This window comes from Rhodococcus sovatensis (assembly GCF_037327425.1).
In the GTDB taxonomy this organism is placed as follows: Bacteria; Actinomycetota; Actinomycetes; order Mycobacteriales; family Mycobacteriaceae; genus Rhodococcoides; species Rhodococcoides sovatense.
The window spans coordinates 4877972-4903713 of the sequence record NZ_CP147846.1; the positions used below are offsets into that span (position 1 = coordinate 4877972).

Sequence of the window (25742 nt, forward strand, 5' to 3'; positions counted from 1 at the left end):
CCCGTTACGGCTGAGAAAAGCCCCCACGAACACTGGTTCGGGGGGCTTTTTTCGTGTCTTTTCACAAAAGGCAGTGCCACAACGGATTTTGTTTGTGAGGGATGTCTCTTGGGGGGCGTCCGGTGTTCGGTTTGCGTACCCTTTGAAATGGGGGCGACGCACGTAGCTCGACACTTGTACACCCGACCAGACGCCGAGACGCCCGGAGGACCCTGCCGTGACAACGACAGTCGACAGAGATCCATCAGATTCACCAGATTCATCAGGGGATTCCGAGAGCTTGTCTCGGATCGGGGGGATTCTGAAGTACGACGTACCAGCATCGCTGGTCGTTTTCCTTGTAGCAGTACCACTTTCGATCGGCATTGCCGTCGCTTCCGGCGCGCCGGTGATGGCCGGACTCATCGCTGCTGTCATCGGTGGCATCCTTGCCGGAGCGCTGGGAGGTTCACCGCTGCAGGTCAGTGGGCCTGCGGCCGGACTCACCGTGGTGGTGGCCGAGCTCGTCAATCAATTCGGCTGGGCCGTAACATGTCTCATCACGGTCGGTGCGGGCGCAGTGCAGATTCTGTTGGGGCTGAGCAGGATTGCCAGGCACGCGCTCGCGATCTCGCCGGTGGTGGTCCATGCCATGCTCGCCGGGATCGGTGTGACTATTGCGCTGCAACAGATTCATGTGCTGCTCGGTGGCGAATCCGAGAGCTCAGCGGTGGAAAATCTCCTCGCTATTCCGACTTCGGTCGCCGCCGGTCAGTGGCCGTCGATCCTCGTCGGTGGCGTCGTCATCGCGTTGATGCTGCTCTGGCCCCGCCTTCCTGGAATGGCGTCGAAGATTCCTGCTGCGCTCGTCGCTGTGGTGACCGCGACGGCCATCTCAGTTGTCTTGAATCTCGACGTCGAACGAATCGACCTGCCTGGCAATCTGATCAAGGCTCTCAGCCTTCCAGCGCTCCCGGACGGTCAGTGGGCTGGTATCGCCACCGGCGTGTTGACCATCGCGTTGATCGCCAGCGTCGAGAGTTTGTTGTCCGCGGTGGCGGTCGACAAGATGCACACGGGTCCGAGGACCAACTTCGACCGTGAGCTTCTCGGGCAGGGTGCCGCGAACATGGTGTCCGGTGCCGCTGGTGGCCTTCCGGTGACCGGCGTCATCGTGCGAAGCTCCAGTAATGTGAAGGCGGGAGCCAAGTCTCGGGCATCGGCCATTCTGCACGGTGTGTGGATCCTGGTCTTCTCGGTGCTGTTCATTTCCATCGTGGAGTTGGTACCGTTCGCGGCTCTCGCTGGGTTGCTGGTGATGATCGGCGTTCAGCTGATCAAGTTGGCGGACATCAAGATTGCGAACAAGACCGGTGATATCGCTGTCTACTCCGTGACGGTCATCGGTGTGGTTGTGCTGAACCTTCTCGAGGGCGTGCTGATCGGTCTGGCGCTCGCAGTATTCCTGGTGCTGCGTCGAGTGGTGTGGGCGCATGTTCATGCGAACGAAACTGTGGACGGCACGTGGCGAGTCCACATGGAGGGTTCGCTGAGCTTTCTTTCGCTCCCGAGGCTGACCCACGTCCTGTCCTCCGTGCCGAGTGGTGCGAAGGTGAACATGGAGCTGGCCGTCGACTTCCTCGATCACGCTGTGCACGAACATCTTCACGAATGGGTGCGTCAGCACGAACTCGGTGGCGGCGACGTCCGTATCGAGGAAAACGGTTCAGCCTCTCTCGCCGCGGCGGCGCAGGGTCCGCCGAAGTGCGGCATGACCGGTGTCCGAGGATCCTTGGCGCCGTGGTCCGCGTGGCAGCTCAAGAGCGACTCCATTGTCGATGTGAACCCGCCGGCGCTACGACCCGTTCTGTCCGGCGTTGCCGAATATCACCGGACCCATGCTGACGCGATCAAGCCACATCTGCAGGGAATGAAGGAGTTTCAGGACCCGGACACGTTCTTCCTCTGCTGCGTCGATTCGCGCGTCATGCCGAACACGATCACCAGCAGTGGCCCCGGTGACCTTTTCACCGTGCGCAACATGGGCAACATGGTTCCGGCGCAGGGTCAGGATACGTCGGTCGAAGCGTCGCTTGCTTACGGTGTCGACGTTCTGGGCACCAGTTCCGTTGTGGTGTGCGGACACTCGGGTTGTGGTGCGATGCGGACAATTCTGGCTGGGCCGGACACAGTGGGCGACGAACGGGTCGCCGAGTGGCTCGAGCACGGATTGGCGAGCCTGGACGCGCTGCGTAGCGGCCATCCGGTGGGTCGAGCGGCCGCCGAGCTCGGATTCGCCGAAAGAGAACAGTTGGCGATGGTGAACGTCGCCGTTCAACTACAGACGCTGACCCGGCACCGAGTCGTCGGACGCGCAGCAGCCGACGGCAAACTCCGAGTCACCGGGTTGTTCTTCGACATCCCATCCGCTCGCGTCCTCCAGATCAGCACCAAGGAGATCACGGTCCTCGACACAGCCGAGGTCGAGACGGTCTAGCGTCCCTTCGCCTCGGTTTGTCGTGGGCGTGCGGGGCGGGCGTGGGCTGGAAGGTGCGCGTTCGGCCGTGTTAGTGACCGAATGAGTCATTCGGTGCAGTTGGGGGCTGGCCGCGCAGGTTGCAGCCGGGGCGCAGGTTGCAACTTGAGCGTGGGCTGGAAGGTGCGCGCCGAGCCGTGGTGGTGACCGAATGAGACATTCGGTGCAATTCCGGGCTGGCCGCGCAGGTTGCAGCCGGGGCGCAGGTTGCAACTTGAGCGTGGGCTGGAAGGTGCGCGCCGAGCCGTGGTGGTGACCGAATGAGTCATTCGGTTCGGTTCCGGGCTGGCCGCGCAGGTTGCAGCCGGGGCGCAGGTTGCAACTTGAGCGTGGGCTGGAAGGTGCGCGCCGAGCCGTGGTGGTGACCGAATGAGACATTCGGTGCGGGTGGGGGCCGGCCGCGCGACGGCATTTCGGGGCGCCTGGGGATGTCCAGCCCCGATAATTGCGGGCACGATTCTAGGTTTGAACACGGCAGAACGGGCCGGAGCAAACTCGATGCCCGCTTTTGTGAGTGTTCCCAGACACTGTGACGCAGTTCACTCGATTGTTCACTTGCCATTTACTCAACACGCCCGAGTTGTCAACTCGCGCGACACGCCGCGCAAAAATTCATACACAAGGCAGAAAGTTCATGTACACCCTCTACGCTGGGAAAAGGCCTCTGTCCGGGAAAGTTATACCCAGGTTATCCCCAGATGGTCAACACAGTTGTTCTGCACTATCCACAATTGCTCCACAGGTTCATGCACAGGCCGTGTTGTGACTGGAGACCAGACCACCTAACGTCCCTCCAGCGTGTCTTCGCGGCCCGATCGGGTGTCCACGGCGGCGGTGACACTCTTGGTCTCGGGGGTGTCGTAGGCGAGGGGTACAACTAGTTTCAGTCCGTAGCCGAGTGGTGGGCGGCTGCGGTTTACGACGGGAAAGGGCGGTCGAGTTCGCGTGGCAGTTGTGGACGATCGAGGACAGTCGGACTATTCCTCCGCACCGCCTCCCAGTGAGGCACCAGGTGAAGACTTCGGTCGTCAACCTCCTCAGGACATGGCAGCAGAGCAATCAGTTCTGGGCGGCATGCTGCTGAGCAAGGACGCCATCGCAGACGTCCTCGAGGTCTTGCGGCCGGGCGACTTCTACCGCCCGGCACATCAGAGCGTGTACGACGCAATTCTGGATCTCTACAGCCGCGGTGAGCCCGCGGACCCCGTCACGGTGTCCGCCGAACTCGACCGTCGCGGTGATCTCAAGCGGGTCGGCGGTCCTCCGTATTTGATCACCCTCACTCAGACGGTGCCGACGGCGGCGAATGCCGGTTACTACGCGGAGATCGTGGCGGAGAAGTCGATCCTGCGCAGACTCGTCCAGGCGGGCACTCGCATCGTGCAGTTCGGTTACGCCGGCTCTGACGGTCAAGATGTCGCCGAGGTGGTCGACCGCGCGCAGGCGGAGGTATACGAGGTCACCGAGCGCCGCACCTCGGAGGACTTCCTTCCTCTCGAAGAACTGCTGCAACCGACGATGGACGAGATCGACTCCATCGCCAGTCGTGGCGGGATTTCTCTCGGCGTGCCAACAGGATTCGTCGAACTCGACGAGATCACCAACGGTCTTCACCCAGGTCAGATGATTATCGTTGCGGCGAGGCCTGGCGTTGGAAAGGCGTTGGCCCTCGACACTCCCCTCCCTACCCCTAGCGGTTGGACGACAATGGGTGAGGTCGCCGTAGGAGACCATCTCATCGATGCGCACGGTAAGCCGACTCGTGTCGTGGCTGCGACTGATGTCATGCTCGATCGTCCGTGTTATGAGGTCGAGTTCTCCGACGGGACAGTCATCGTCGCCGATGCGGAACATCAGTGGTTGACCGATACCCGTGCGTCGAGGAAGTCGGCTCAGGCGGCCGCGGTGGGATACAACCGCACCAGAAACCAGAAGACCTTCGCGGAGGTCCGCACAACCGAAGAGATCGCAGACACTGTCCGCTGCAATACAAAGGACTCTCGCCTCAACCACTCGGTTGTCAATGCACAACCGATTCAACTGCCGGAGCGGGAACTACTTGTACCGCCATACACCCTGGGGGCGTGGCTCGGTGACGGATCATCGGCATGCGCACAGATCACGAGCGCTGATCCGGAGATCATTACGCGCATCGAAGGTGAAGGCCTTCGAGTAACGGCATCGTCCACCAGTGCTCTGCGGTACGTCATCCAGCTTCCGCTCGAGTCCGTGGATGCGAAGTCGTGCATCGTGTGCGGCAAGGAATTTGTGCCCTACCCCCTCAACGTCCGTACGTGCGGTCAATCGTGCGGCGGCAAGGCACGGTTCATGTCGGAACCGGTTGCGCCCCCGGTTTGCGTCGAGTGTGGCGCCCCGACCACAGGCTTGCATCGTTGCCTAACTTGCAGAAGGACGATTGGTACAGTCCAAGCCCGTTTGCGCACAATCGGAGTGCTCGGCAACAAGCATATTCCGGCCAACTATTTGCGTAGTTCAGAATCCCAACGGCGTGCACTTCTCGCGGGTCTGCTCGATACCGATGGAACCGTTACTGGTGGCGGGTCGGCCCAGTTCAGTGTCACCAGTAAACGGTTGATCGGCGACGTGCGCGAACTTGTCGCCAGTCTTGGCTATCGAGTACAGCTATCGACTAAACGTGTCAAGGGACGCACCGAGGAATCGTCGACGGCCTACACACTGACGTTTGCGACAGATGACGTGGTGTTCGGACTGCACCGAAAGCAGATGTTGCACAAGGAACGGAGGGCTGCTGGCTCGACAGTCCGGTCGGGCTCACGTTTTATCGTGGATGTTCGCCAAGTCGAGTCGGTGCCCGTGCGGTGCGTCGAGGTCGATAACGCCGAGCATCTCTACCTCGCCAGCGAGTCGATGATCCCTACACACAATTCAACCCTGTCCATGGATTTCATGCGTTCGTGCTCTATCAAGCACGGTATGCCCAGCGTTATTTTCTCCCTGGAAATGAGTCGCACGGAGATCGTGATGCGTCTGCTTTCGGCAGAAGCGAAGATCAAACTCGGTGACATGCGTTCGGGAAAGATGACCGACGACGACTGGACCAGGCTTGCTCGCCGAATGAGCGAGATCAGTGAGGCTCCGCTGTTCGTCGACGACTCCCCCAACCTGACGATGATGGAGATCCGTGCGAAGGCTCGACGCCTGAAGCAGCGCAATGGGCTGAAACTTATTGTGGTGGACTACCTTCAGCTGATGTCTTCGGGCAAGAAGGTCGAATCTCGTCAGCAGGAGGTGTCGGACTTCTCCCGTCAGCTCAAGCTCCTGGCCAAGGAACTCGAATGCCCGGTGGTTGCGGTGTGTCAGCTCAACCGTGGCCCTGAGCAGAGAACCGACAAGAAGCCGATGGTCTCCGACCTCCGTGAGTCGGGATCGTTGGAGCAGGACGCCGACATGGTGATCCTGCTCCATCGTCCCGACGCCATCGAGCGTGACGACCCACGCGGCGGCGAGGCCGATCTCATCCTCGGCAAGCACCGTAACGGCCCGACGGCAACGATTACGGTGGCCCACCAGCTCCACCTGTCGAGGTTCGTGGACATGGCAAGGGGCTGACGGATCAGCAAAGCGTCCTAGGCATCGACGGTTGTGCGGCTCGACACCTGCGCCGCAATACCCTCTGCGAGGACGCGCACCTCTTCCGCGAGCACGTCGCGCTCCTTCGTGTCCGACTCGTGGACGAATGTGGTCGAACCAACGGTGGCTCCGCAGTATTCGATGATGCCCTTCTCGATCTGGGTAGAAAAGGCCTCGTTGATGCGGTGACGCGCGAAGCTGTCGGCGTCGTCGCCTGCGACGACCACGAGGTGAACGGTCAGCCGGTTCAGCTTCTTCACGAACTCGCTTCCTGGAGTGAATTCGTATGCCCACCCGTTGACGAAGACGCGATCGATCCACCCCTTGAGCAGTGCTGGTACCGACCACCAATACATCGGAAACACGAGGATCAGGTGGTCCGCGCGATCGATCCGCTGCTGCTCTGCAGTTACGTCCTCAGGCACGGATCCGTTGCCTCGGAACAGGCTCAGATCTGCCTGGGAGAAGCTCGGGTCGAAATGTTCGGCGGCGAGATCGGCGAATTCGACGCTTCCATCCGCGGCCTTGATCGCGTCAGCGATCGCCCTCGCGGCATGGTGGGACAGGGAGTTGTGATCGGAATGGGAGACTACGACGAGACTGTTCATGGTGACCCTTCGGATAGCGGAACCGGTATGTACGAACAGTAGGTTACTATCGGTATATAGCGCAAGGAGGTGTTCGATGGCTCGAACAAGACTGTCGCGTTCCGACAGGTACGACCAATTGGTCGAGGTTTCGTGGGCTCTCGTACGGGCAGAGGGCGCGGATGCACTGACCCTCGGCCGGTTGGCTGAACGTGCAGGCGTCGCAAAACCTGTGGTGTACAGTCACTTCGCGTCGCGCAATGCACTCCTGGCTGCGCTGTTCCGTGAATTCGACGACCGTCAGAGCGCCATGCTCGCGGAGTACCTGGCCGCTGCAGAAGAGTCATTGGATGGACGGGCGGCGGCCATCGCGAATTCGTACGTGGGATGCGCATTGGCGCAGGGGCGCGAATTGACGGGTGTGCTCGCCGCATTGGAGGGCTCGCGCGAGTTGGAGCAGGTCAAGCGCGCGGCCGATCAGGCATACAGCCAGCGATGTCGCGACATCCTTGCACCCTTCGCGTCGTCGGCCGGTGTTTCGGTGCCGTCGATCACCGCGGTATTCGGTGCTGCAGAGGCGCTTTCACACGCGGCTGCGGCGGGTACCCTCACCCCGGATCAAGCGCGGGAGGAATTGGCCGCCGTAATCGTGGCGACGGTAGGCAGGTCGTGACCTGTGCGTCGTCCTCCTGGCCTGGGCGTGGTCGCGAATCGCACCCCGTGCGGTGGCATTACCGTTCGTTCCATGGACTCTTGCGGACCTACCCGGGATTGATCTTCGTACTCGCCAGATCGAACCGACACCCCACGAGTTCGCTGCCCTGACGGGCTCTTGCGTGCCGTGAAGGTCGTCGTAGCCGTGTCGAACGCGGTCTCGACTAGCCAGAGGTCGAGAAAACTGCGTACTCTGATCGGCGAGGCATGATGTGGCCTGCCGTCCGCGCCGAGAGGCAGGGTGAACACATTGCAGAACCTGCGTACGGTCCTCCTTCGAAACGGGCGCTTCGCAATGCGGACACCGGTAGAGCGTCGCGAGTATTCGAGGTGAGCGCACATGCAGTTCGACAAGGTCGATGTTCAAGGGGCAGCCCGGCGTCTGCGAGAGTCGTTGTACAAGATGGGCATCGAGATCGGGCTCGGCCGATCACTCGAGGTTGTTGCAGCACAGCTGGGTTTCCGCGACTGGAACACTCTGGCGGCGACGTTGGGCAAGACCGCTGGCGGCAACGGGACCGAACTCGGCGGGAACGTTCCGGTTCTTCGGTCGTTCGATGAATCGGCAACGCGTGCGTTCTATGTCGATTACCTGGGGTACGACGTCGAATGGGAACATCGTTTCGAACCCGGCATGCCGTTGTACATGCGACTGCGCCGATCCGGTTCTGTGCTCGACCTCTCGGAGCATCACGGAGACGGAACTCCCGGATCAGTCGTGTGGATCCCGGTTCGGGATGCGCGAGCGTTCCAACGGGAGTTGAAGAACACCGGTCACCACGCCGTCCGGCCTGGTGTCGATCGCGATGCACCCGCTGGCCCGACGGTGACTGTGATCGATCCGGCGTCGAACATTCTGCGTTTTTGCCAACCTGATTATCCGGACGAACATTTCATTTGATTCCGACGCGATTCACGGTTCGTATCTTCGACGCCTGTGCTTGTGGGCAGGCGCGGTCAGGATCGGCATCGCACGCCGGAGGAAGTCCTCGAAGTGCGGAGTGGTGAAAGCTGTCGTGCCATCACCGGGAAGATAGATCAACCCCCGTTCGACCAAACCCGCACGCGTGGAGGCGCATTGGGCTGTGGTGCGTTCGAGGAGCCGGGCTGTCTCGGCCTCGATCGGTGAATCGACGATCGCGCGTAGGTATGCGAGCTCCATTGCACCGGCGCGCGAGAGGTGTTCGCGAAAGAACGTGCTGTCGACGAACTTCGCGTACCCCTCGCAAACCGACTCGACCGCAGCGGAGGTTACCGTCGCCGACGGATCATCGGACCACAATACGAACCCGAGCGCCTGGGCGAGGACAGGGTAGCCGCCGGTGATCCGAAATGCGGTTTCCGCAGCATCGTCGTGCCATTTTCCTTTGCAGCGCAACAGTTGTCCCGTGTCGGCGTCAGACAGGGCGTCGAGGGTATGAAACTCGAACAGACGGTGTGCCCGGACCTGGGACTCCACAGACAGTGCGTCCGACCTCGGCAGCCCTGCCCCGACGAGGGTGATGGGCAGTTCGCGGAGGTAGGTTCGGTGCAATCCGTCGACGAGAGCGCCGAATCGACCGTCCGAGAAGCGTTGGAGTTCGTCGACGACGAAGACGATTCCGGTGCAGTGTGCCCTCGCTGCGTCACCGATTGCGAGAAGTATCGCAGTCACGTCTGCGGAAAGGTGACCGGTATCGGCGCTCCCCTTCGTAGATTCCTGCCTTTCCGCGGTGAGTGGATTGTCGGTTCCCAGGACCGAGGCGAACGATCCGAGCACCCCCGACGCCGACGTCGCCTCTGGCTTCCACCGCCCTCGCGGGGATACGGCGAGCAGCGCGCTTCGATACTCGAACGACAGCTGGCGTCTGAACCCGTGGTCGCGCAGCAGCGCGGTTTTCCCGGTTCCGCGCAGACCTGTCACGATGTGAGATTGCTGTGCGAGCCCGCGCTCGAGACCCGCGAGAAGCGAGGTGAAAGCCGTTCGGAAGCCCTCGCGCCCGCCCAGCTGCCGCGGCGGCGCTCCCGTGTCGGGGTGTGTAGGGGTTCTCCATAGGAAGAGTTATATGGCGCGTCGGCAGGTAAGTAAATCGGTGCAGAAGACGCTGTGACATGCGTGAAAAAGCACCCTCGATTTAGCTGCGTCGCGCAGTAATTGCATAGCACAACGATATGGTCTACCCTCGGCAACTCCGAACGACGAGAGGAGTGCGTTGATGGCCAGAGTCCGAGCCGCGGACGGCGTCGTCGAGTTGCTACCGGAATGGGGGCACTTCGTCGCACAGTTGAACGCACTCGTCGCCGATCGTGTGGGAGTCTCGGTTCGAGACCTGGACGCACTGCATACGCTCGATCGACACGGCCCAGCAACCGCGAAGGTACTGGGCGAGCGGGTCGGTCTGACGTCGGGGTCGTCCACCCGCATGATCGACCGTATGGAACAGGCCGGGCTTGTGGAGAGAGTTCGCGATGAACAGGACCGTCGACGGGTCTTGATCGCCGCCACATCGCAAGGCCTACAGAGAGTGGGCGAGTACTACGTCGAACTCACCAGTGCCACCCGACGAGACTTGTCGGACTTCACAACGACCGAACTCGACACGATCCGGAAATTCCTACGCCGTTCCACTGCCAGCACGTCAGCCGAGCTGACCAGACTCAGATCCATTGAGGCACAATGACGCCAAGCCTTCCCGGAGTTCTTCACGCGTGCTTCTCGATCGAATTGGGGAAGTTTGCCTGGTGGGGTACCGAGAGCCCCGCCCGTGACGCGCTGACACTCGGTCTGCCTGTCGGTGAGAGCGCATCACTGCTGATGGCGCTTCCCGATGACACCCGCAGATCGATGAATACGACGTCGGTACCGGTGGCGCTCGTCGATCCCGACGAGGCGCTGTCCTCGCTTGCGCGGTGGGAATCGGACGAATGTGTCGGCGAGTCGATTCGGGTCTGGTCTCGAATCTCGGCAGCGGCCGAGCGTGGCGAGGACGCGGCGACACTCAGCGCGGAACTGCCGACGGCAGGACATGCCGCTGTCGGACTCGACGAGACGTCCATCTGGTCAGCAGCCTCGACCGTCGACGCCGCGCTACGTCGACGATCCGAGTCCCGTGCCGCACTGCGCGCCGAACTTCGGCCCTACCAACGCGCGGGTGTTGCATGGATGGACGCCGCATCGGTGCGCGGGGGCGGAATTCTCGCCGACGAGATGGGGCTCGGAAAGACGGTGCAAGCGATTGCCCTCTTTACTCTTCGTGCTGGTGCACCACACCTGGTGGTGTGCCCGACGTCGTTGGTGAGCAACTGGATACGAGAAATGGAAAAGTTTGCACCCGACCTGGAGGTGATCGTTCATCACGGAACTGGACGTGCTCCGGATCTGGCGGGTACGGCTCCCGGGGCAGTCGTCGTTACCAGCTACCCGACGCTGCGAAACGATGCTGAAATCCTCACCCGAACAGACTGGGACACAGTTGTTCTCGACGAGGCCCAGCAGATCAAGAATTCCGAGACGGGGCAATCGCGGGTCGCCAGACGGTTGACCGCACAGTTGCGAATAGCGATGACCGGGACCCCGGTGGAGAACAGGCTCGACGAGTTGTGGTCGTTGATGGCCTTTGCCGTCCCGAGCGTCCTCGGTACCCGCAGCCGGTTCCGGGCAAGGTTCGTCACGGCCATCGAGCAGAAACGATCCGAGGCTGCGGCGGGGCGACTGCGCGAACTCGTCGGGCCACATATTCTTCGGCGTCGAAAGGCGGACGTCGCCCCGGAACTGCCTCCGAAGGTGGAGAACTCGGTGATCTGCTCGCTCACTCGTGAGCAGGAGCGCCTCTACCGCGTGCAACTGGACAGTTCGCTGCGGGATGGATTCGGAACCGGAATAGGACGCCGTGGACGCGTATTGACGTTGCTCACCCGGCTCAAACAGATTTGCAATCACCCCGAATTGGTAGAAAAGAGCGGGGAAGCGCTCGGCGGCCGATCCGGCAAGCTCGATCGTCTCACCGAAATGCTGGCAGAGATCACCGATGATCAGCAGGCAGCACTGGTCTTCACGCAGTATCGGCAGACCGGCGCCATGCTGGCAGAACATCTCGCCGACGAGATCACGGGCTGCACAGTGCCATTCCTGCACGGAGGGTTGTCGACCGATGCACGAGACTCCATGGTCGACGCATTCCAGTCGGGAGTCGGCCCGCCGATTCTGATTCTCAGTCTTCGCGCAGCGGGATTCGGACTCAACCTCACCCGGGCTTCGCACGTCGTTCACTACGATCGATGGTGGAACCCTGCCGTGGAGAATCAGGCGAGCGATCGTGCCCACCGAATCGGGCAGTCTCGCACCGTCACCGTACATACACTGCTCACTGAACACACGCTCGAGCAATCTATCGACGACATGCACTCACACAAAAGCAATCTCGCCGATATTGCTACGAGTACCAAGACTCTCGGCATCGGCGGCGATCTGGCGAAGTTGTCGGACAGTCAACTCCGTGAGCTCCTCGACATCGGAGGTAATCGATGAGCGACGGTTTCGGGGTGACCGCGTGGGGCAGAGACTGGATCCGCCTCGCGCAACCGATCTCGATCACGCGGCCCAATCCGGCACTTCCCCGTGCTCGCACCCTTGCGCGCAACGATCAGGTCGTAGAGGTCGTGATCGCCGCAGGGTCGATTACTGCGGCGGTGTCGGGCAAGCGCACGCACGTGGTGACGCTGTCGTGCGCGACCTGGGCTGAACCGGACATCAAGCGTGCCGAGGATGTCTTGGCCGCTGTACCGGCCGGAGATCTACCGGATTCCGTTCACGCCGAGTGCGTTCGAGGAGGCCTTGTCATGCTCGAAGAGATGACCTCGATCTGCGACTGCACCCAGCGCGCCACACCCTGCGTCCACATTCTGGCGGTGTTCTTCGAGATTGCCCGACGCGTCGACGAGCAACCGTTGTTGGCATTCGAACTGCGTGGAGTGCGTGGCCGACCCGACCGAGACCCAACCCGGATACTCATCGAGCACATCGACCCCGCGAATTTCTACGGGTAGTCGCGCCACGGCTCGACCGTCAGCTCGGGCCATATCGACGTCCACCGAGCCGCTTTCGATTCGTAGACAGCGCGCATGGGCAGCAACGGATTCGGTCGAATAACACCTGCGAACAGGTCGTCGTAGCCGTGTGGCGCATATACGGTCCGGCTGCTGTCGGCCTCTGACCGAACGCCGAAGCAGCAGGTCGTGGAAACGAAATGGTCGATGGCGTCCTCCGTACTGCGATACGGGTTCAGCGGTGCACCGAAATGGTCCTCGTACCAGAGGTGGACCCGAGCTTGATTTCGCACCTCTACGTCGACACCTAGATCGGCGAACAGTGCTGCAGCACGTCCGATGATGCGATCCTCGGCCTCGTAGGAGATGTCCGAATCGTCGAAATAGAAGTAGTCGTAGTCGCGGATGCCGTTCTGTGGGTCGTAACCGGCAAGGTTGTTCCAGACAGTCTGGAACAACCCGCCGGCTGTGAGGTACCAATTGGGCACCTCCAGCTGATGTGCCCGCTCGAGAATGGCGCCGACCACCGGGTTGGTGTCGAGTGCGGCCAGAAACTCATCCCGTCCCATGTGCGAATCCTGGCACACTGCACCGACAGGGTCAGGCGATGGGGCAACCCACGGTGTAGTCCCAATCGGTCCCTCCGGGGCCGGTGACCTTGACGAGTACGGAGGTGTCGGTGCCGGGAGGGACATTGACGACGACGGATCCCGTGCCCTCGTTGATGTTGTCCCCGATGTAACCGGTGCTGTAGATCAGACCGCCCTGGTAGAACACGTCGATGATGTCCGGGATGTTGTAGGTCTCGTAGCGTAGGACGAACGAGTTCGGGCCGGGCCGTCCCAGGTCGTGATTGGTCTGCGTCACTCCTGGCCCGCCGGCGACCGTGTCCTGGTTGCAGAGCTGGCGAGGCGCGAAGGACCCTGTGCCGGGCAGGCTGTTGAGGATCGAGCTTCCGCTGTCGACGATGCCGGCGGCGCCGTCGGCGATGTCGCCGTCGAGCAAGCTGCTGCCACTGTCGAGGACGCCGCTGCCACCGCTGATGATGCCGTCCGCGCTACCCGTGGTCGGCTGTGCCATGGCCGCACCGGGTGCGAGAAGTGTGATGGTCGCAATCGCTGCCGTGACGGCGAGGGAGTTTCGGATCAGGTTAGTACTCAACATTTTTTGCTCCACACAGGCGAGGTGTCGTCGGTCGATGCAATGCTTGCATCGGTCCGCGTCTGCGGGTATCCCCTGATCGGATTACATACGTCCGAATGAGCGTGGGCTCTTCAGCGCGGCTGCCATCCAATCCAATCCCTCGGTTACTGCTGCGCGAGCGTGAGGCACGTCCGTCGTCGCATCGAACCCATGACCGACGCCGGCCACCGTCCGAACATCCAACGGCACTCCGGCATTCGACGCTTGGGCGACGAATGATCGCTGGCCGGCGATGTAGTCCGGGATCTCGTTCTCGACCAGCGTCAACAGCGTCGGTACGGCGCTGATCCCGGCGATGGCATCTTCCGGTGGCGGCCAGGCCGGCGTGTCGGCGCCCGGCAGAACGGGATACGTCAGTTCGACGGCGCGTAGCCAGGGTGCCGGATCGATGAGGAACGGATACGACAGTGGACCGCCGCCAGAGAAGAACCACATGCCGACCGTGTCCTCATCGGTCTCCGGAGCCGCCCGCAGTAGGTCGACCGCATCCCTGACGGTCGCCAGAGCTTCTTGATAGAAGAAACCCCGGGTCAGATCGTGATCGACAATTGCGGCGACGAGTCCTCGATGTGCGAGATGGCTTGCATACTCTCGGTAGAAATTCGAAAACCTCGGTGTGACTTCCGGCTGCTCCGGATAGAGGCCGTGTACAAGCAGAACGCACGGCGCCGGACCTGCCGTGCTCGGGAGATACAGATCGAGCGGCCCACGGGTGTCGGGGGCTACTGGGTCGACGGGGAGTATCAGTGACTTGCCGGAGGGCTGAGGCATAGTTGGTCAGCTTTCCTCGAGGATTCTCTCGTGTCCATGCCTTTTCGGGTTGCGTAGACTTCGCGGATGACTCCCGGTGGAAGGAAATGCAGGCAATGACGCGATTCGGTGTAGTGCTTCGTCCCGAACTACCCCCGGAGTCGGTCGTCGAGGCAGCACGCGCGGCGGACAGTGCTGGAGTGGACGAGGTGTGGTTGTGGGAGGACTGCTTCTTCTCCGGCGGTATCGCCACCGCAGCAACCGTTCTCGCGTCCACCGACCGGGTGAACGTCGGAATCGGTGTGTTACCGACTCCGCTGCGGAATGTTGCCGCGACCGCGATGGAGGTCGCCACACTGGCGCGGTTGCACCCCGGCCGCCTCCGCGTCGGACTCGGGCACGGCGTGCAGTCGTGGATGGGGCAGGTCGGCGCCCGCGTGAACTCGCCGCTGACCTTGATGCGTGAGCAGATGGCGGCGTTGACGAGTCTGCTGGCCGGGGAGACGGTGACCGTCCAAGGCCGCTACGTGTCGCTGGACAACGTGCGACTCGATTGGCCACCGTCGATCCAGCCACCGATACTGGTGGGCGCAACCGGTCCCAAGACCTTGGCGCTCAGCGGTGAGATGAGCGCAGGCACGATCCTCACGAGTGAGACAAATCCCGAGCAGACAAGGAATGCGCTCGACAAGATCGCGGGCGGACCCGATCACGATCTTGTCGTGTACCTCTCATGCACAACCGATTCGGACTCGACGGTGGACAACGTGCGGCGCTGGATCGATGCCGGTGCTTCGACCATCGTGTTGGAACCGGCTGCAGATCGACTCGATCTCTCCGAAATCTTCGCGCGTGCGGTGGAACTGCAACCCTTGTTCGGTATTCCACAGGCCCGATGAGCCGGGTACGGTGCGTGTATGAATGCGCTCGACAGGCTGGACCGACTGCGGTCGGTCGCCGCAACGGCACAGGTGTTCAGTGACCCCTACACCACATCGGATGGCTCGACGGTCATTGCCGTTTCGGCGGTGAAGCCCCATGGTTCGGTCAAAGCCGTGGGGATCTTCGTGGTGACGAACGGCGATTGTGTGTGGACGCCGGCCATCGATCAGACGCGGATAGCAGTGCTCGGAGTCACCGTCGGTCTCGTAGCGGCGACGCTGTCGTCTCTTGCGGTGCTTCGCCGTCCGCCGTGGCCCGATCTTTCGGCATGAAACTCGACCTGCATTCGCGCGTGACGAAGGTCCATCTCGACTTCGACATGGGTGTGGAGTTCGAGGATTCGTCCTCGGTTGCGTTCAGCGAATTCGAATTCGGCGGGGTGCTGTACGACGAGGACAATCAGTTCGACGGCCTGCGCGCGCTGTTCGGACTCCTGGGCAGAACGTGCTCACGAGCGGAAGTGAGCCCGTCGAGCGTGCTCGAACTCGACTTCGACGACGGATCGCGCGTAACGGCCAAGCCGCGAGATGAAGTCGAGTCCTGGGAGTACACCGCAGCAAACGGTTCGACGATGATCTGTTTGCCCGAAGGCGATGTCGAGTCGATGCCTAGGCCGTTCCGGCATATAGCGTCCCCCGCAACGGCGGGACCACCGTCCGAGGGTGCGACCGTGGTGAAGATCTCGGTCGGACAGGACAGCTGTATCGAATTCTCCGACCGCACTGTCCTTCGAACGGACGTGCCGTTGGATTCCGCCTACTTGATCCTTCGTGAGTGTGTTGTATCGAGCCACCTGATCGAGAAGCGGCAGCAGATCGAACTGTCCTCCGGATACTTCCTTCCTCTCGACGGTTAGCGAGATTGCAGGAAGTCCATTACCGCTTCGGTTTGACCCAGGACCGCATGGCCGATTCCGGCGAGGACGGTCACCGAGGCGTTGGGAATGCACCGGGCGACTCTGTCGGCCGACTCGGCCGAGTCCATCATCACGTCGCGATCGCCGACGATCAGCTGAACGGGTACCGAAATCTTCTGCAGCGCAGAGTCGGAGAAGACCGGTAGCGTGCCCGTCCTTGGGTTGAAGTTCGAGAAGACAAGCGTGACGTCATCGAGTATCCCCTCGGTTCGTGGGTCACCGAGGCCGGTGACCAGTCGTGCGGTCTTTCGTAACCCCCGGCGTCCGAGAGCACCAAGCAGTAGAGCCTTGGGAAGCCATCCCCATGTCTGCCTCCCGATTCCTCCGGGGCACAGCAACGCCATACGTGTCACTCGAGACGGTCGACGAATCCCGTAGTCGAGTGCGGTCCATCCGCCGAGCGACATCCCTACGAGCGCGACGCGCTCGACCTCCAGAGCGTCGAGTACCTCGTCCAGCCACGTGGCGGTGGCGTCGGAGTCGAGCGGTAGGCGGACGTGTGCGCTTCGGCCGGGTTCGCCGAGGAGGTCCACCGCATAAACTCTGAAAATGCTTGCCCACGTGGCGATATCACCGGCCCACGTACTCGCATTTGCGCCGGAACCGTGGAGCAACACCACCGGTGGCGCTCCGGCGGGGCCGGAGGCGACGACAAACGTCTCCCCCGCGCTTGTAGGGACGCGGAGGTGCTCGGTCTCGACGGGCAACTGATCGAGTTGTTCGTCGTATCGCTTCTGGATCCGCGATTCACCGCTGGCCGACTTGTAGATGGACTTCATCTAAACCTCCTTTAGTTTCCTTAAACTACCCTAATTAGTAGCTTATAGGGAACCAAGAGGAATCAACTGGGGAATGACAAGTGCTCGGTCACGTAAGTATGGAACCGTTCGGTCGCCGCAGTCGGCCGTCGTCTGCCGGTCACGAGTGCGATGTCGCGCGTGCGAGAACCGGACAGCGGGACGGCGACCACGCCGGTATCGACGGTCTCCGCGATCGGTAGCAGGGCGATGCCGAGTCCGGCCCGGACCAAAGCGCGAATCGTCTCGATCTCGTTGATTTCGAACGGAACTCGTGGAGAGAAGCCTTCCTCCCGGCACCACGCGTCAAGCAGTGAGCGAAGCTGGAATCGAGGTGGGCTCGCCACGAACGGTTCGTCTGGCAACTCAGCGATATCGATCTGGGAGCGGCCCGCGAACGGATGGTTCGATGGAACGTGCAGAAGGAGCCGTTGGCTGCCGAGGACGGTGGCGTCCAGGTCGTCGGGTGGTGGGATGACCACGGCAACGTCGAGCCGGCCGTCCCTGATCATCTCGGCCAGAGCCTCGCCGTGCGCTTGTACGAGGTGAACCCGGATGCGAGGGGCGTAGTCGTGAAAGCCGGCGAGGAGCGACCCGACTGCCCCCGGTCCGAGTGTGAGTGGGAATCCGAATCGAACCAGGCCCTTCTCCGGGTCGGCATCGGCGCGCACCGCGGCCAGTGCGTCGTCGAGTTCCCCGATCACGAGGTGCGTGCGCTCGTACAGTTCGCGACCCGACGTCGTGAGCGCGACCCCGCGACCGGCGGGTTGCAGAAGCGCACACCCGAGTATCTTTTCCAGCGCGCGCACCCGCCTGCTGACCGACGACTGCGGCACGCCGAGCACCTCGGCGGCGCGCGTGAGCAGTCCCTCGGTCGCAACAGCGTCGAATGCGGCTAGCAGCGGGGCAGCGGACTCGATGCGGGAATTCACGAACTCATCCATTTTCGGATGATATATCGCCCAATTTCTCATTGGACGGATGAGTCGTATCGAGCGACGATGAAGATCATGACCTCACAGACGGAAATTCTGGACGTGGCGCTCATCGGGGGCGGGATCATGTCGACGACGCTCGGTACGTTGATCGATACCGTGCTGCCGAACAGATCGACTGCGCTCTTCGAGCGCCTCGACCACCTGGCCGGCGAGAGCTCGGGGCCGTGGAAGAACGCGGGTACCGGGCACGCGGGACTGTGCGAACTCAACTACATGCCCGATCCCGAGGATCCCAGCAGAGCCGAGCAGATCGCTCACCGATTCCAAGTCTCACGTCAGTTCTGGTCTGCGCTCCAGGATCTGAATTCGTCGTTCCTGAATTCGACGCCGCATATGAACGTCGTTTTCGGAGAAACCGATATCGAGTACCTGCGTCGTCGTTGGTCGACGATGCGCACCCTTCCGTTGTTCCGTGCAATGGAGTTCACCGACGATGCGGACACAGTTCGACAGTGGGCTCCGCTACTGATGGAAGGAAGGTCACCGGACGAGCGAGTGGCTGCCACTCGGCACGCCGGCGGGACCGACATCGACTTCGGTGCACTCACCCAATCGCTCGGGCAGTCCATGGAGGCCACCGGATGCATGATCAGGACCGGACACGAGATAACAGGTCTAAGGCGCGGGAGGGACGGAATCTGGACTCTGTCGGGCCGAATAGTCAAATCAGGCAAACGGTTTCACGTCCGTTCCCGATTCGTGTTCGTCGGTGCAGGGGGATACGCGCTGCGTCTCCTTCAGAAATCGGGAATTCCGGAGATCGACGGGTACGGCGTGTTTCCCTTCGGCGCGGAATTCCTTCGCACCGATATCGCAGACATCGTCGATCGTCACGACGTCAAGGTCTACGGAAGGCCATCACTGGGCGCGCCGCCGATGTCGCTGCCGCACTTGGACAAAAGAATGGTCGACGGTCGAGGTTCGTTGATGTTCGGGCCCTATGCCACGTTCAGTACTCGCTTGCTTGCGCACGGTCGTCTACGGGACCTCTTCACGACGATTCGACCGCGCAACCTACCGGTTCTGTTGTCGGTCGGTCTGCAGAACCTGCCACTCGTGCGGTACCTGATAGCCCAACTCCTGTCCTCCGACACGAAGAAGTTCGAGCAACTGCGACAGTTCTATACGGCCGCAGACCCCGCTGACTGGTATCGGATCCAGGCGGGACAACGGGCGCAATTGATCAAACCGACATCGAGGTACCGCGGCGAGCTGATGTTCGGTACCGAAATCATCACGGGCGCCGACGGGAGCATCGCAGGTCTCTTGGGAGCGTCACCGGGCGCATCGGTGGCACCGGCAGCCATGATCGAAGTGCTCGAGCGGTGCTTCGACAGCGAGCGAGCCGAGTGGGAACCACGGCTGCGCCGACTGATTCCTGCAGCGGCTCAGCCGTCGTCGGCGATCTGACCGGGCGTCTGCCCCGCACTACGGTTTGAGCACAGACTGCCCGAGGAAGTCGCAGACTTGAAGAGCCAAGGCGAGGTCGAGTTTGTCTCGGTTCTCGGTGTGGTGGTCGAGTGCTTTGTTGATGCGGTACTTGACGGTGTTTCGGTGCAGGTTGAGTTCTCGGGCAGTGTGTAAGTGGCTTTCACCGTGGCTGAAATAGGAGTTCAACGTCATGCGCAGCGTTGCTGCGCTATCGGTGTTCTCGGCCAACGGTCCGAGAACCTCCCACACCCAGGCTCTGGTGGATTCGAGATTCTGCGCGAGCAACGACACGACGGCGACACCCTTGTCGCCGAACCCGACAACCGACCGGGTGGGAGTTCCTGGGACCGTTGCCACGGTGTACGCGGCACGGGCCTGCTCATGGGTTCGACGGAACCCTTGAATCCCTTGGGCCGGTAAGCCAGCCGACATGCGTGTCCAGTTGTCGAGTCCGAGCTCTGCAGCCAGTTCGGCGGTGTGGAGAGCCACGGTGCGTGTACCGAGTGGTATCCATGCCCACACGGTTCTGCGGTCGATTGCAGTGATGATTGGAGGTCCGTTGGAGTGTAGGAACGAGGCGGTGGTGCGAGCGATTCGATCGATGGAGTTGAGCGTCGTGACTGCTTCGGGTCCGTTGTTCCACACGACCAGTGCCAGGTGGTTTTGATCGAGCAGGTATCCGGTCTCGGCTTGAAAAGTTTCGGACGACTCGCCGTTGTCCGCCAGCAACGTGTGGATAGTGGACGAGTGGACGTTGCCCTGAGCGCCGATCCACCGCCTGCGTTCGGTTTCGTATGCGTCGAAGACGAACAGAGTGATCCAGTCGATGTAGCCGTAGACGACATCCGAAATATGTTTGAGGACCGCAAGATCGAGGGGACTGGGGAGCTTCAGCGCCTGGACCTCGTCGAAGCAGACGCGCATCATGTCGTTCTGGCCCATGTGGTACGCCCGAACCAGAGAATTCGACGGTACGTCCCGTTGCGCAAGACGCAGCGCGTACTCCACTGCAGCAGTGGTGGGTTGAAGATGATCGATCGGTATGTCGTTTGCCAGGATGTGAATTATCGTGGAGATGTTTCCGTGTACCGACGATTCCAGGAGATCGACAAGGATCGGGTCGTCGTCGAGTCGGTCGATTTCGTGCGCCAGGAGCGAGGCCATCGACCGTACGATGTCGCTCTCCCGTTGACCGAGTGAGTGCGCGACTTCCGCGACGATGACGAGGAGTTCGCGATCCGCCGACGCTGGGACACGGGCGAGCCGACGCTGAGCACCCACTCGGCGCTCGTGTGGTGTCGGACTGGTCACTGCACGTCCTTTCCCTTGCGCCGCAGGTAGCGAAGAGCGGATTCTGCGGCATTGGCTCCGCACATTCCGTGTGCGCCCGCACCGGGTGGTGTCGATGCCGAGCATAGGTAGACCCCCGGGAGGCCGACGCTGTAGGGATCGAGGGCGATTCGCGGGCGGAGTACGACCTGGAGTTCGGTGTTCGCACCTCCGATGATGTCTCCACCGAGATAGTTCGGGTTGGAGGCTTCCAGATCGGCGGGTGAGGTCACGACGGTGGCGACGATCTTGTCCCTGAATCCCGGGGCGAAACGCTCGATCTGTCGGACCACAGCCTCCGTCGCATCACCGGTGTATCCGTTGGGGACATGCGCATACGCATAGAGGGGGTTGATAGTCCCAGCCGATCGCGTCGGATCCGCCAGGTACTGCTGACCGACCAGTACGAACGGGCGGGACGGCATCACCCCCTGCGTGACAGCTTTCTCGTGTGCGGCAATCTCGTCGAAAGAACCACCCAGATGGACGGTGCCGGCACGAGCACATCCCGCGTTGGTCCACGGCACATCACCGTCGATGGCAAAGTCGACCTTGAATGCTGCTGGGGCGCGACGGAACTTGTTGTACGCCTTCCCGACACGGGCGGGTAGTGCATCACCGTAGATGCTGAGTGCTCCGCGGGGTGACGTGTCGAGAAGCACAAGATCCGACGGTGGGATGTCGGAGGCGGTTCGGACACTGACGCCGGTGTCGATCTTGCCGCCCCAGTCGAGCAGCATCGAAGCCAGCGATTGGGCGATCGATCCGGATCCACCCTCTGCCACCGGCCAGCCGTACCGATGGCCGGACGCGGTGATCATCAGCCCTACTGCCGAGGTGGCTGGGCGATCGAGACGATAGTAGGCGTGGGCAGCCACACCGCCGAACAAGGCCTTTGCCTTCTCGGTGCGCCACCATCGCGCAGCCACCGTGGCCGGTAGCAGTGCCCGTGGGCCGAACCCAGCCAGGGCCAACGGGTGCCGCGGCACGTTCGCGATGGGACGCATCAGGTCCGCCGCGAGGTTGTCGAAGTTACGGGCTATGTCCCCGAACATCCGATGCCAGCGGGGTCCGTCCGTTCCGAGACCATCGGCGGTTGCGTCGATCGAGCGGTGGATGAGTCCGGCGTCGCCGTCGTCGAGCGGATGCGCGCAGTCGATGTCCGCCCACTTCCAGTTCAGGCCGTAGCGTTCGAGATCGAGGGTGGCGAGGTATGGAGAGCCTGCTCCCATTGGGTGGAATGCCGAACACAGATCGTGGATCACCCCCGGCAACGTCAGTTCGGCGCTGCGCGTTCCGCCCCCGATGGTGTCAGCAGCTTCGAGCACCTGAACGTCCACGCCGGCGCGGGCGAGGCGAACCGCGGCAGCGAGCCCATTGGGCCCGCTGCCGACAACGACAGCGGTGGTCATACCCGGTTGCCCCGATGAGAGGTCGGTCCCCCGACGGAGTCACCGGACTCGGTTGTCGTGGTGTCGCGCATCTTCGGTTCCTCCACAGTGCCGGGGTCGGTTGCGGCGCGGTTGGCGTCGATGTCCAGTGTCCACGTCACGGTCGTCGGGATGGGTCCGTTCGGCAACCAAGGCTGCTCGTCGATGGCGTCGGCGACCTTGTACCTGCCGCGTTCGATGACTCCCAGTGCTGCGTCGATGACCTGATACTGCTGGTAGTTCTTGTGAATCGGCTGCGATTCGATCCATACGACGAGGAACTCGCCCGGAGCGAAGTTGCAGCGGCGCTGAATGGCCGCGATGAGCTTGTCGTCGTGCAGATGTCCGTCACCGAAGTTGAACGCGACGATCGAGTTGCAGGAGAACTCTCCTTCGCGGAGCGTGTAGGTGTCGATGTCGTCACCGAGGTGATTCATCATCAGTGAGAACAGGGCGCGGCCCTGGCTGTGAAGCGAACGCCATCCGAGCAGCTGGTGCATCACGACGTCGGCAACTTCCGGCGGGTAGGTCGCGAGCAGCTGGGTGCGGGTGTTCTGGCTGGGCCGCTTGATGAACTGGTCGATCTTGTCCTCGCAACCTGGGGCGAACGCCCAGGTGGCCGAGGCCCAGTTTCCGGCGTACTGCCGCATCGACGGTAGGAACGAGACCAGGTCGGGTCGGAGGTTGCCCAGGATCGGGAAGAACATCAGACCCGCCACGATGACGGCCAGCAGCGCGGGTGTGGAGAAGTCCCAGACGGCGTAGCCGTCGGCATTGGGGAATCCGAGGAACAAGAACACCGATGCGAACGCGAACAGCAGGTTCCATTCCAATGGAACGGCGAGCGGGAAGGTGGAGATGATGAACAAGTGGAAGGCGACCATCAACGCGACACCGGCAAGCGCGACGACCGCGTTGGTGGTGAAGAGCAACACGAGAGGTGTTGCGACCTCGACCAGTGTTCCGAGTATGTGTCCGACACCGCCGGCAACTTTGGAGGGGCGAAGGTCGTGTGGAAAGTTCCGGTAGTGCGCGCGCTTGAGCGCCGTCGACGGGATCCACGGAGTGTTCGACAGCATCGGTGGGATCACCATGGAGAAGTGGTGGCCGAGCTTGGAGATGCCGGCTCCGACCCATACGGTCACGATGAGCAGTTTGAGGGCGATGATCATGTCGACGAACGGCAGGAAACCGAAGATCAGTACCGCCGGGAAGTACTGTTCACCACGGGCGGCGATGAAGATGACTTTGTCGCGCAGGCCGATCACGATCAGCAGTGCCGCGAGCGAGACCATGAGCGTAGGACGTACGAGACCCGCGTTGTCGGTGATCGCGGCGTCGATGGAGCCGGTATGCACTCCTGGAAGTGCCAATGCGACAACAATATTGACCAGAATCGCAGCGTAGACGACGACGTCGAATACGGTTCGCGTATCCCCCCTTGTGAGTGGAACCTTGCCTGGCCACGGTGGAAGGCGAATGGTCCCGGGGCGCAGCCAGAACAGAGCGCCGCCCATCATGGGTTTGAAGTGTCCGGCCAGAGGTCCCCAGGATCCGCCGAGGCCTACCGTTTCGAGCAGGAGCGTCCAGAGCAACAACTTCTGGTAGACGACCGGTTCGTTCCACCATGTCGAGATCTCGAACGGATTGTGTCCGCTGGTGAGCGTGGCAACCGCGACTCCAGCGCCGATGTAGAGAACGATCAATTTGAGAATGTATATGGTGTGGACCATCTTCGGTGTTCCGAAGCCGTGGTCGGCCCAATGCGTCGACATTGCCCTGAGTCGGTCTCGGAACGGCAGGTCGAGGAAAGTAGCAGGGTCGACCGGAGGGAAATTTCCTTCTTTGAATCCCATGCGAATACTCCTGTGTAGGAAGTGAATCGTGCAGAGTTGGAGTGAAATCGGAACTGGTCAGCGCACGGGTTCGACCGCTGGCGTCCGCAATGCCAGGCGTAGACCAGGCTTGTCGATCTTGCCGACCGGGTTCCGGGGTAGCGAATCGACTATGTGAATCGCAACGGGGAGTTTGACTTTCGTGATTCGCTCACGCAAGTGGTCGAGTAGCTCGGCTTCGTGGACCTTCGTATTCGGGTAGGTCACAACGTACGCAACGGGGACTTCCCCGTAGACAACGTCCGGTGCTCCGATGACCGCAGCTTCGAGAATGTCTGCATGGGTGGCGAGTGCATTCTCGATCTCCTTGGGGTAGATGTTCTCGCCACCGCGGATGATCATGTCTTTGATGCGGTCGACGAGCGTGAGGTACCCGTCCTGGTCGAGTCGGCCGATGTCGCCGGTGTGTAGCCACCCGTCGACCACGGTTCGTGCTGTCTCGTCGGGGCGTTCGAGGTAGCCGCGCATCACGTTCGGCCCGCTGATGAGGACTTCCCCGACTGCGCCAACCGGCAGGAGCGTGCCCTGCTCGTCCGCGATGGCGATGGTCTGACCAGGTAGTGCTGGACCGACCGTACCCAGTTTGCGAACGCCGTTCGGGGGATTGCACGCAGAAGCGCACGTTCCTTCCGTGAGACCGTATCCCTCGACGATTTTCAGGCCGAACCTCGATTCGGCCTTGTCCAGCAGTTCCTTCGAGATAGGTGCAGCGCCGCAGACCCCGAACCGCAAGGACGACGTATCACGGACGACGTCGTCGGACTGAGAGGCCAGAAGTGCGTAGATGGTGGGGACCGCTGAGAAATAGGTGGGACGGAGCCGCTCGACATCGTCGAAGAACCGTGATGGGGAGAACCGTCCGGTGATACTGACCTGACCACCGACGATCAGGGGTGCCAGGACACTCACGCAGATTGCGTTGACATGGAACAGAGGCAGTATCAGCATGCAGTGGTCATCGTGAGTCAACGAAAAATGCTGCGCCATGGTCGAAGCCATGAACTCGAGATTTGTATGCGTGAGCTCGACACCTTTCGGGCGACCGGTCGAACCCGAGGTGTAGATCAACAGGGCGAGATCGTCGGGGTCCTGATCGTCGAAGCCACCCCCGCCGTCGATTGTTGTTTCAGTGTCGATCTCGTCGATCGAGATGACGGGGTATCCCGGCACCGGATCAGGGTCGTCGGTGACCACCAACCGCGCACGCGCGTCGCGGATCTGGTACAGCGCTTCTGGCTGGGTGAACGTGGGATTCACCGGAGTTGCGACCGCTCCGATTCGCCATGCCGCCATCATTGCCGTCAGCAATTCGACGCGGTTGGGGAGCATCACCGCGATGACATCACCCTTGCCGAGACCGCGAGCGGACAACTGCGACGCGAACGCGTCGACTCGCGCGGAGAACTGGTCGTAGGTCAAGGCGGTGTTGTCGTCGCGAACGCAGGGACGGGTGGCGCGCTCGGCCCCAGCGTTCCACGTGAAATAACTGATGGCGGACACTATTTCGATCTCCTCACTGGTGCTGTGATCCATGACACTAGTGACAGTGGGCGTGCTCCAAAACGGCCTGTGAGGCCAGAGTTCGAGAGATTGGTTGT

Annotated in this window: 22 protein-coding genes; 11 read left to right on the top strand and 11 right to left on the bottom strand. The window is 61.8% G+C overall.

The features are described 5' to 3' along the window. Positions 1–217 precede the first annotated feature (217 nt). Positions 218–2476: a bifunctional SulP family inorganic anion transporter/carbonic anhydrase gene (locus WDS16_RS22695; RefSeq protein ID WP_338887911.1), complete on the top strand. Its 2259-nt coding sequence runs from the start codon at positions 218–220 to the stop codon at positions 2474–2476. Positions 2477–3559: 1083 nt separating this feature from the next. Then, entirely contained in the window at positions 3560–6106 is a 2547-nt protein-coding gene (gene dnaB / locus WDS16_RS22700; protein WP_422395703.1) for a replicative DNA helicase, read from the top strand. Positions 6107–6123: 17 nt separating this feature from the next. On the opposite strand, the gene WDS16_RS22705 is transcribed toward dnaB, so the two are convergent. Continuing rightward, positions 6124–6735, bottom strand: coding sequence for an NAD(P)H-dependent oxidoreductase (locus WDS16_RS22705; RefSeq protein WP_338887913.1), 612 nt, complete (start codon positions 6733–6735; stop codon positions 6124–6126). Between the two features lie 76 nt (positions 6736–6811). Between WDS16_RS22705 and WDS16_RS22710 the strand changes: the two genes are divergently transcribed. Together WDS16_RS22710 and WDS16_RS22715 are read left to right on the top strand one after the other, a co-directional pair. After that, on the top strand, positions 6812–7387 hold the full coding sequence (locus WDS16_RS22710) for a TetR/AcrR family transcriptional regulator (protein ID WP_338887915.1): 576 nt from the start codon (positions 6812–6814) through the stop codon (positions 7385–7387). A 381-nt stretch (positions 7388–7768) separates the two neighbouring features. Further along, entirely contained in the window at positions 7769–8329 is a 561-nt protein-coding gene (locus tag WDS16_RS22715) for a glyoxalase superfamily protein (protein WP_338887917.1), read from the top strand. A 12-nt stretch (positions 8330–8341) separates the two neighbouring features. Here WDS16_RS22715 and WDS16_RS22720 read toward each other — a convergent pair whose 3' ends face one another. Then, positions 8342–9331: an ATP-binding protein gene (locus WDS16_RS22720; protein ID WP_338887919.1), complete on the bottom strand. Its 990-nt coding sequence runs from the start codon at positions 9329–9331 to the stop codon at positions 8342–8344. A 292-nt stretch (positions 9332–9623) separates the two neighbouring features. Here WDS16_RS22720 and WDS16_RS22725 point away from each other — a divergent pair, with 292 nt between their 5' ends. From WDS16_RS22725 to WDS16_RS22735, 3 genes are read left to right on the top strand one after another with little or no spacing between them, the layout of a single operon-like run. After that, complete coding sequence (locus WDS16_RS22725) at positions 9624–10088, top strand: MarR family winged helix-turn-helix transcriptional regulator (protein ID WP_338887921.1); 465 nt, start codon at positions 9624–9626, stop codon at positions 10086–10088. Beyond that, complete coding sequence (locus WDS16_RS22730) at positions 10085–11935, top strand: DEAD/DEAH box helicase (RefSeq protein ID WP_338887923.1); 1851 nt, start codon at positions 10085–10087, stop codon at positions 11933–11935. Before WDS16_RS22725 ends, WDS16_RS22730 begins: the two co-directional genes overlap by 4 nt. Continuing rightward, complete coding sequence (locus tag WDS16_RS22735; protein ID WP_338887925.1) at positions 11932–12453, top strand: hypothetical protein; 522 nt, start codon at positions 11932–11934, stop codon at positions 12451–12453. Before WDS16_RS22730 ends, WDS16_RS22735 begins: the two co-directional genes overlap by 4 nt. Here the strand turns inward: WDS16_RS22735 and WDS16_RS22740 are convergent. The 3 genes from WDS16_RS22740 to WDS16_RS22750 all read right to left on the bottom strand — a co-directional run bounded on the left by WDS16_RS22740 (position 12444) and on the right by WDS16_RS22750 (position 14427). Then, positions 12444–13022, bottom strand: coding sequence for a nucleotidyltransferase family protein (locus WDS16_RS22740; RefSeq protein WP_338887927.1), 579 nt, complete (start codon positions 13020–13022; stop codon positions 12444–12446). The genes WDS16_RS22735 and WDS16_RS22740 overlap by 10 nt on opposite strands. A gap of 31 nt (positions 13023–13053) precedes the next feature. Next, positions 13054–13617 carry a hypothetical protein gene (locus tag WDS16_RS22745; protein ID WP_338887928.1) on the bottom strand — a complete coding sequence of 188 codons (564 nt, stop codon included), beginning with the start codon at positions 13615–13617 and terminating at the stop codon, positions 13054–13056. Between the two features lie 81 nt (positions 13618–13698). After that, positions 13699–14427: a hypothetical protein gene (locus WDS16_RS22750; RefSeq protein ID WP_338887930.1), complete on the bottom strand. Its 729-nt coding sequence runs from the start codon at positions 14425–14427 to the stop codon at positions 13699–13701. Positions 14428–14522: 95 nt separating this feature from the next. On the opposite strand from WDS16_RS22750, the gene WDS16_RS22755 reads away from it, so the two are divergent. Genes WDS16_RS22755 through WDS16_RS22765 form a run of 3 tightly spaced genes read left to right on the top strand, consistent with a single transcriptional unit; the run spans position 14523 to position 16204 of the window. Further along, on the top strand, positions 14523–15305 hold the full coding sequence (locus WDS16_RS22755) for an LLM class flavin-dependent oxidoreductase (protein ID WP_338887931.1): 783 nt from the start codon (positions 14523–14525) through the stop codon (positions 15303–15305). Positions 15306–15323: 18 nt separating this feature from the next. Further along, a complete protein-coding gene (locus WDS16_RS22760; RefSeq protein ID WP_338887932.1) occupies positions 15324–15620 on the top strand; it encodes a hypothetical protein in 297 nt (98 codons plus the stop codon). Then, complete coding sequence (locus tag WDS16_RS22765; protein ID WP_338887934.1) at positions 15617–16204, top strand: DUF6188 family protein; 588 nt, start codon at positions 15617–15619, stop codon at positions 16202–16204. Before WDS16_RS22760 ends, WDS16_RS22765 begins: the two co-directional genes overlap by 4 nt. Here the strand turns inward: WDS16_RS22765 and WDS16_RS22770 are convergent. Both WDS16_RS22770 and WDS16_RS22775 read right to left on the bottom strand, forming a co-directional pair. Continuing rightward, positions 16201–17043, bottom strand: coding sequence for an alpha/beta hydrolase (locus WDS16_RS22770; protein ID WP_338887936.1), 843 nt, complete (start codon positions 17041–17043; stop codon positions 16201–16203). The two genes, WDS16_RS22765 and WDS16_RS22770, sit on opposite strands and share 4 nt — an antisense overlap. Positions 17044–17105: 62 nt before the next feature. Then, positions 17106–18005, bottom strand: a complete 900-nt coding sequence (locus tag WDS16_RS22775; protein ID WP_338887938.1) for a LysR family transcriptional regulator — start codon at positions 18003–18005, stop codon at positions 17106–17108. A gap of 66 nt (positions 18006–18071) precedes the next feature. Between WDS16_RS22775 and mqo the strand changes: the two genes are divergently transcribed. After that, positions 18072–19469, top strand: a complete 1398-nt coding sequence (mqo, locus tag WDS16_RS22780; RefSeq protein WP_338887940.1) for a malate dehydrogenase (quinone) — start codon at positions 18072–18074, stop codon at positions 19467–19469. A gap of 18 nt (positions 19470–19487) precedes the next feature. On the opposite strand, the gene WDS16_RS22785 is transcribed toward mqo, so the two are convergent. From WDS16_RS22785 to WDS16_RS22800, 4 genes are read right to left on the bottom strand one after another with little or no spacing between them, the layout of a single operon-like run. Beyond that, positions 19488–20801, bottom strand: a complete 1314-nt coding sequence (locus WDS16_RS22785) for a PucR family transcriptional regulator (RefSeq protein WP_338887942.1) — start codon at positions 20799–20801, stop codon at positions 19488–19490. After that, a complete protein-coding gene (locus WDS16_RS22790; RefSeq protein ID WP_338887943.1) occupies positions 20798–22231 on the bottom strand; it encodes an NAD(P)/FAD-dependent oxidoreductase in 1434 nt (477 codons plus the stop codon). Before WDS16_RS22790 ends, WDS16_RS22785 begins: the two co-directional genes overlap by 4 nt. After that, the gene (locus WDS16_RS22795; protein ID WP_338887944.1) at positions 22228–24105 is read right to left on the bottom strand and encodes a DUF3556 domain-containing protein; all 1878 of its coding nucleotides are present in this window, start codon (positions 24103–24105) and stop codon (positions 22228–22230) included. Before WDS16_RS22795 ends, WDS16_RS22790 begins: the two co-directional genes overlap by 4 nt. A 57-nt stretch (positions 24106–24162) precedes the next feature. Further along, the gene (locus WDS16_RS22800) at positions 24163–25644 is read right to left on the bottom strand and encodes a class I adenylate-forming enzyme family protein (RefSeq protein WP_338893576.1); all 1482 of its coding nucleotides are present in this window, start codon (positions 25642–25644) and stop codon (positions 24163–24165) included. Positions 25645–25742: the final 98 nt, after the last annotated feature.